We start from the raw sequence: 6,574 nt of genomic DNA, 5'->3' as shown, positions 1-6,574 counted from the left end.
GCGGAATGAGGTTCGAGGTCTGCTTTGCCGCCATGATGCCGGCAATGCGCGCCGTGGCGATAACGTCGCCTTTCTTGGCATTGCCGTCCCGGATGATCTGCAGCGTCTCGGCTGCCATGCGTACCTGGCCTTCGGCCATCGCCACGCGAACCGTCTCGGCCTTGTCGCCGACATCGACCATGTGCGCTTCGCCTGTTGCGCCGATATGGGTGAGGCCGGGTCGGTCGCTGCTCATTCGGCGGCCATCGTCCCGGACGCGCCGGTCAGCAGGGCACGGGTGGCTGCCGTGACGTCGTCCTGGCGCATCAGGCTTTCGCCGACCAGGAAGGTGGTGATACCGACCGCCTGCATGCGTTGGCAGTCAGCATGGGTGAAGATGCCGCTCTCGCCGACCAGAAGCCTGTTGGCCGGAACCATTGGCGCGAGTTCTTCGCTGACCGTGAGGCTGACGTCGAAGGTGCGAAGATTTCGGTTGTTGATGCCGATCAGTGGCGAGGCAAGCTTCAGGGCTCGTTCCATCTCCTCGGCGTCGTGCACTTCGACGAGCACGTCCATGCCGAGCGCCAGCGCCTCGCTTTCAAGCTCTGCCGCCTGATCGTCGGACAGCGAAGCCATGATCAGCAGGATGCAGTCGGCACCCCAGGCGCGAGCCTCGACGATCTGATAGGTCTCGAACATGAAATCCTTGCGCAGCGCCGGCAACGAGCAGGCATCGCGGGCAGCGCCGAGAAACTCCGGCGCGCCCTGGAAGCTCGGCGCGTCGGTCAGCACCGACAGGCATGCCGCACCGCCGGCCTCATAGGCTGCAGCCAGAGACGGCGGATCGAAATCGGGACGGATCAGGCCTTTTGACGGGCTCGCCTTCTTGATTTCAGCAATCAGGCCAAAATGACCTTCGGCCTGTGCCCTGACAAGCGCCTTGTAAAAGCCGCGTGGTGCGCTCTGTGTCTCGATCGTCGCCCTGAGAGTTTCGATCGGGCGCGCGGCCTTGGCCGCTGCTATTTCTTCGCGCTTGTAGATTTCGATGCGTTTGAGAATGTCTGTCATGAAGGAAGCTTAGCTCGACACGGCGGAATTGGAAATGGCGATCAGTTTCTCCAGCGCGGCGCGAGCACTGCCGCTGTCGAGCGAACGGCTGGCGAGGTGCATGCCTTCGGGGATGTCGGCAGCCTTGCCGGCCACGATCAGCGAGGCTGCTGCATTGCACAGCGCCACGTCGCGATAGGCGGTCTTGGCTCCATTCAGAACATCGAGCAGCGCGGCAGCATTGACGATGCCGTCACCGCCGCGGATGGCTTCCAGTCCGACAGTCGGCACACCGAAGTCAGCGGGTGTCAGTTCGAACGTGGTGATCTCGCCATCTTTCAACGCCGCGACCTGCGAGGGGCCTGTGGTGGTGATTTCGTCGAGGCCACTGCCATGGACTACCCAGGCGCTTGTCAGTCCGAGATCGCGCAGGGCTTCCGCACCCGGTATCAGCCATTCCGGCGAATAGACGCCGAACAACTGACGCTTGACATTGGCCGGGCTCGACAGCGGGCCGATGATGTTGAAAATCGTCCGCGTTCCCAACTCCACCCGCGTCGGGCTGACATGGCGCATGGCCGGATGGTGCAATTGCGCGAACATGAACCCGATGCCCGCTTCCCGGATGCAGCGTGCGATCATGTCGGGATCGATGTCCAGCTTGACGCCCAGTTGTGAAAGGGCGTCTGCCGTTCCGGACTTCGAGCTCAATGCCCTGTTGCCATGCTTGGCGACGGGAACACCCGCACCGGCAACGATCAGAGCCGCCAGTGTCGAGATGTTGTAGGTATTTGTCCCGTCGCCGCCTGTGCCGACAATGTCGATGGCGTCTGCCGGCGCTTCGACCGTGACCATCTTCTGGCGCATGATCGAGATGGCGCCAGCGATTTCGTCAACGGTTTCGCCACGCACCCGAAGGCCCATCAGGAAACCGCCGATCTGAGCCGGGCTGGCTTCGCCGGACATCAGGATTTCGAAGGCGTCACTCGCTTCCTGGCGCGTCAGCGACTCACGGGTGGCGATCTTCGCGATGAAGGGCTTCAAGCCTGACATTTTTATCCCCCCGGGGCTGCTGTTAGCGGACCATGGCCTGCTGGGCCAGCGCCTGATTGAAGGTCACGCCATAGTCGGACTGCAACTGGGTCACCATCTGGTCGAGAATGTCGTCGCCGGCGGCATTGGCCATGGACACGATCTGCTCGTCCTCATTGTTGAGCACGCTGCCGCTCGGCTGATCGCGCACGGCAGTGACCGTGAGCAGGATCTGCGTTGTCGGGTCGGCGCCCGCAGCGCTTGCAACAGTGCCAACCGGGCCGCCGAAGGCAGCAACGATGGCCGCCGAACCGAGAACGGCGTCTTCGCTACGGCGTGTCAGACCGGCCTTGCTTTCAACCGCAACACCGAGTTCGGCAGCGACGTCTTCCAGCTTTCCACCGTCTGCGACCCGCTTGCGCAGGCCTTCGGCCTTTGCGCCAAGCGCAATCTTCTGCTGCTCGGCTGACCAGTCTGCAACAGCCTTTTCACGCACTTCCGCCAGTTCGCGATCGCGTTCCGGCTTGATGTCAGTCACATCGAACCAGATGTAGCCGCTATTGCCGACATTGACCGGCAGAGCCTCGACCCCGATATCGGTCTTGAAGACTTCGGCGAGCAGCGCATCACGTTCCGGAATGCCTGCAACTTCCGTGTCGCGGCCATCCAGACCGCGCCTGTCGATGAGGTCGACCGTGATCGGCTTGAGCTTCAGCTGCTCCGCAGCTTCCTTGAGCGCAGTACCGCCGGCGCGCAGGTCTTCGAACTGATCGTGAACCGTGGTGATATCGGCGATCGCGGCAGACTCTGCCAGCGCCTCGCGGATTTCTTCCTTCACTTCGTCCAGCGTCCGGGTGCGGCCTTCCTTGATATTGGTGACGCGCAGGATCACCGGACCCAGTGCGCCTTCGACAACAGACGTCGTGCCGCCTTCCTTGGTGACGGCAAAGGCTGCATTGGCCAGCGCAGCATCAGGCAGCTTCTCGCGGGAGAAATCGCCCAGAAGCACGTCACCTGCGGTCTTGCCCTGGTCGGACACCAGCTGGTCGAACGGCGTGCCGGACGCGAGTTCAGCGGCGGCGGCGTCTGCCAGTTCGCGGGTCTCGAACGTGAGCTGCTCGATCGTGCGCGTCCCGGCGATTTCATAGCTCGCCTTGCGCTTCTCATAGTCGGCGCGGATCGCTTCATCCGAGATTGCCGCCTTGTCAGCAATGTCGGCCGGTTCCAGCTTCACATAGGTGAAGCTGCGATACTCCGGCGCGCGGTATCCGGCTTTGGCTGTCTGGAACCATGCGGCCAGCGTTGCATCGTCCGGAGCCTTGACAGGATCGATATTGGCATTGGTCAGGAGAACGTAATTGATATCGCGATTTTCGTAGCGATAGGCCTTCAGCGCATCGACAAGAACCTTGGGTGCCGTAAAGCCGTCCGCTGTCGCATCGACGATCTGGCTGCGGATCGCCACCTTCGACCGTTCTTCGATATAGTCGTCCTGGCGCAGGCCGGCATTGGCGAGACGCGAGGCGAACAGCTGGCGATCGAAAGCGCCGGCAGCGTTCTTGAAGGCCGGATCTTCGGCAATCAGCTGTGCCAGGCGATCCTGCGACAGACCGAGATTCATGTCGGTTGCGAGCTGGTCCAGCGCAGCCCCGGCTGCAAGCTGCGAGAACACCTGGGTTTCGATGCCGAGCGCGCGCGCTTGTTCCGTCGTCAGCTGGGTGCCGAAGCGTCGGCTGAGATCAGTGACCTGCCTTTGATAGGCAAATGCGAAGTCGCTCGCCGATACGGTCTGATCGCCAACGGTGACCACGGAGTTCGACGTGGTGCTGAACAGGGAGGCGGAAACGCCCCAGACTGCAAATGAGATGACAAGCATCGACATAAGCACTTTGGCGACCAGGGTTTGGGAAGCTTTTCTCAAAATGACGAGCATCGGAACGCAATTACCTCATGACAAGCCTTCGCATCGGGCGAAGCGGGTGGACTTCCTTAAATCAAACCGCCGAGGAAATGAAGGCTCGTTTGGCGAAAAGCCTGCAACCGGTAGCGAAGGCCTCGCGTCCCGGCTGCGCAGGCGGCCAAGCCGGCACGTGCCATTCACTTGACATCGCGCAAAGCGGCCGGCGCGGGATGCTTTCATACTGCTTGGCAAGATGGTTGAACCCGGGATGGATATGCCGTGATGGACACACGAATGCGTGAAGTCGCGCCGCATATCTCCCACGGCCTGAATTCCGATCAGGTGGCCGACGCGCGCGCCAGATGGGGCGTGAACCGTTTGCCTGTGGCGGCGTCACCAACATTCTTCAACGTCTTGTTGCGCCAGTTTTTCAGCCCGCTGATCTACATCCTGCTTGCCGCCGCCGGCCTGTCCCTCCTGCTTGGCGAGACGACGGATGCCGGCTTCATTGCGATTGTGCTTGCGATCAATGGCTTGATTGGCGCGTTTCAGGAGCATTCCGCTGGTAAATCCGCAGACGCCTTGCGAGCGCTGGAACAGCCACAGGCAACCGTTGTGCGCAATGGCGTGCGCCAGAGGTTGGACGCAGTCGACCTGGTGCCCGGTGACATCGTCCTCATGGAGAGTGGCGAAAGGACGCCCGCCGATATCGAACTGCTCGAGGTGGAAGGCCTGCAATGCGACGAGGCCGCCCATACCGGCGAATCAAAGCCCGTGGCGAAAGCTGTCGGCGAGCTCGCCTATGCCGGCACCGTGGTAACACGGGGACGGGCAACAGGCCGTGTTCAGGCAACCGGCAGCCAAACCGAGCTCGGGCGCATCGCCGGTGCCATTCTGGCGCCTTCCAGTGCCAAGCCCCCATTGATGATCCGAATGGAGCAGTTTACCCGCCAGATCGCCTATGCGGTCGGTGTGGCGATCGTCGTTCTGGTCTTTATCGGCCTTTGGCGGGGTATGCCGCTGGTGGGCCTGCTGACCATGTCGGTTGGTCTGGCCGTCAGTGCCATCCCGGAGGGGTTGCCGATTGCGATCACGGTGGCGCTCGCCATCAGCATGCGTCGTATGGCGAATGCCCATGTCATTGTGCGGCATTTGCCGGCCGTCGAGGCACTTGGCTCCTGCACGATGATCGCCACCGACAAGACCGGGACATTGACGCTGAACGAACTGACCGTTACCGACATCCGGCTGCCCGATGAAACGCATTGGTTGATCGATGCAGGTGGTGGTCAGGCGACCGATGGCGCGATCCGCTGCCGTGATGGCAAACACGCCCAGGCAAGCGAAGCGGTGTCGCTGTTGTTGCGGGCCGCAAGCCTGCCGAATGAGGCTGAGCTTGAGGGCCGTGACGGCCTGTGGGATCCGAGCGGAGACACAGTGGATATCGCCTTGCTGGCCGCGGCCCACAAAGCTGGCTTGTCGAAAGCCGGGCTGCTGGCGGAGTTCCCGCTGCATCGGCGTCTGCCTTACGAGCCGGAGCAGAAATATGCGGCATCCTTCCATCATTCCAAGGACAGGCTGCGCATATTCGCCAAGGGCGCGCCCGAGCGATTGATTGCCATGTGCACGAACATGCAGCTCGGGGAACAGGTCGTCGCCCTTGATCCAAATCTGCTGGAGCGCCAGATCGCTGACATGGCCTGCGACGGGCTGCGTGTACTTGCCTTTGCCGAAGGTGAAATGGAGCGCATCGGCCAGGATGGCCTCGGCGGTCACCTGTTGGTGGATCTGACATTCCTCGGACTGGCCGGCATGCAGGATCCGATCCGGCCGGAAGTTCCGGCCGCGATAGCTGCCTGCAATGCTGCGGGTATCGGTGTCGTCGTGGTTACGGGGGACGACCCGCGCACGGCAAGGGTAATCGCCGGCAGGGCAGGGATTGCGGTCGATGATCGTTCTGTTGCGACCGGCGACGAGGTGACCGAGGCGCTGGCAAAGGGCGAAGGTCTGCTGGATCAGCTAACACGACATATCCGTGTCTTTGCCCGCGTAAAGCCTGATCAAAAGCTCTCCATCGTCCGGTCACTGGCCCGCAATGGTCATTTCGTTGCGGTCACCGGAGACGGGGTCAACGACGCACCGGCGCTCAAGCATGCACATGTGGGTGTGGCCATGGGCCTGAAGGGGACGGATGTCGCCAAGGAAAGCGCTGACATCATCCTGACCGATGACAACTTTGCCTCCATCGTTGCCGGCATAACCGAGGGCAGGGTGGCCTATGGCAATATCCGCAAGGTCGTCTTCATGCTCGTCACCACCGGTGCCGCAGAAGTTCTGCTGTTTCTACTGGCCATCGGGCTCGGACTGCCCATGCCGCTCAGTGCCGTGCAACTGCTGTGGCTGAACCTTGTCACCAACGGCGTTCAGGACGTGGCTCTGGTGACCGAACCTGCAGAAGGCGATGAGCTCACCCGTACGGCCCGACGGCCGGATGAGGCACTCTTCGATCGGCTGATGCTACGCCGTCTTGTCGTGGCAACATTGGTCATGGGGCTCGGCGGTCTCGCGGTGTTTTACACCCTGCTGAATGCCGGCATGGCACCGATCCAGGCAAGC

5 protein-coding genes are annotated in these 6,574 nt (G+C 62.0%); 1 reads left to right on the top strand and 4 read right to left on the bottom strand.

Annotated features, from left to right (window positions below):
• From PDO_RS07615 to PDO_RS07600, 4 genes are all read right to left on the bottom strand, one after another.
• Positions 1-235, bottom strand: a 235-nt coding sequence (locus PDO_RS07615; RefSeq protein ID WP_007599958.1) for a cyclic pyranopterin monophosphate synthase MoaC, incomplete at its 3' end; no start/stop codon positions are given.
• Positions 232-1,047, bottom strand: a complete 816-nt coding sequence (gene trpC / locus PDO_RS07610) for an indole-3-glycerol phosphate synthase TrpC (protein WP_007599957.1) — start codon at positions 1,045-1,047, stop codon at positions 232-234. The genes trpC and PDO_RS07615, both read right to left, overlap by 4 nt.
• 9 nt (positions 1,048-1,056) lie before the next feature.
• Positions 1,057-2,079, bottom strand: coding sequence for an anthranilate phosphoribosyltransferase (gene trpD, locus PDO_RS07605; RefSeq protein WP_007599956.1), 1,023 nt, complete (start codon positions 2,077-2,079; stop codon positions 1,057-1,059).
• 22 nt (positions 2,080-2,101) lie between these two features.
• Positions 2,102-3,991, bottom strand: a complete 1,890-nt coding sequence (locus PDO_RS07600; RefSeq protein WP_007599955.1) for a peptidylprolyl isomerase — start codon at positions 3,989-3,991, stop codon at positions 2,102-2,104.
• A gap of 261 nt (positions 3,992-4,252) precedes the next feature.
• On the opposite strand from PDO_RS07600, the gene PDO_RS07595 reads away from it, so the two are divergent.
• A partial coding sequence (locus tag PDO_RS07595; protein ID WP_007599954.1) for a cation-translocating P-type ATPase occupies positions 4,253-6,574 on the top strand: 2,322 nt, incomplete at its 3' end.

It is taken from the genome of Rhizobium sp. PDO1-076, assembly GCF_000247475.1.
GTDB lineage: Bacteria > Pseudomonadota > Alphaproteobacteria > Rhizobiales > Rhizobiaceae > Allorhizobium.
The sequence above is the reverse complement of the archived record's forward strand: the minus strand, read 5'-3'. Positions and strand labels throughout refer to the sequence as shown.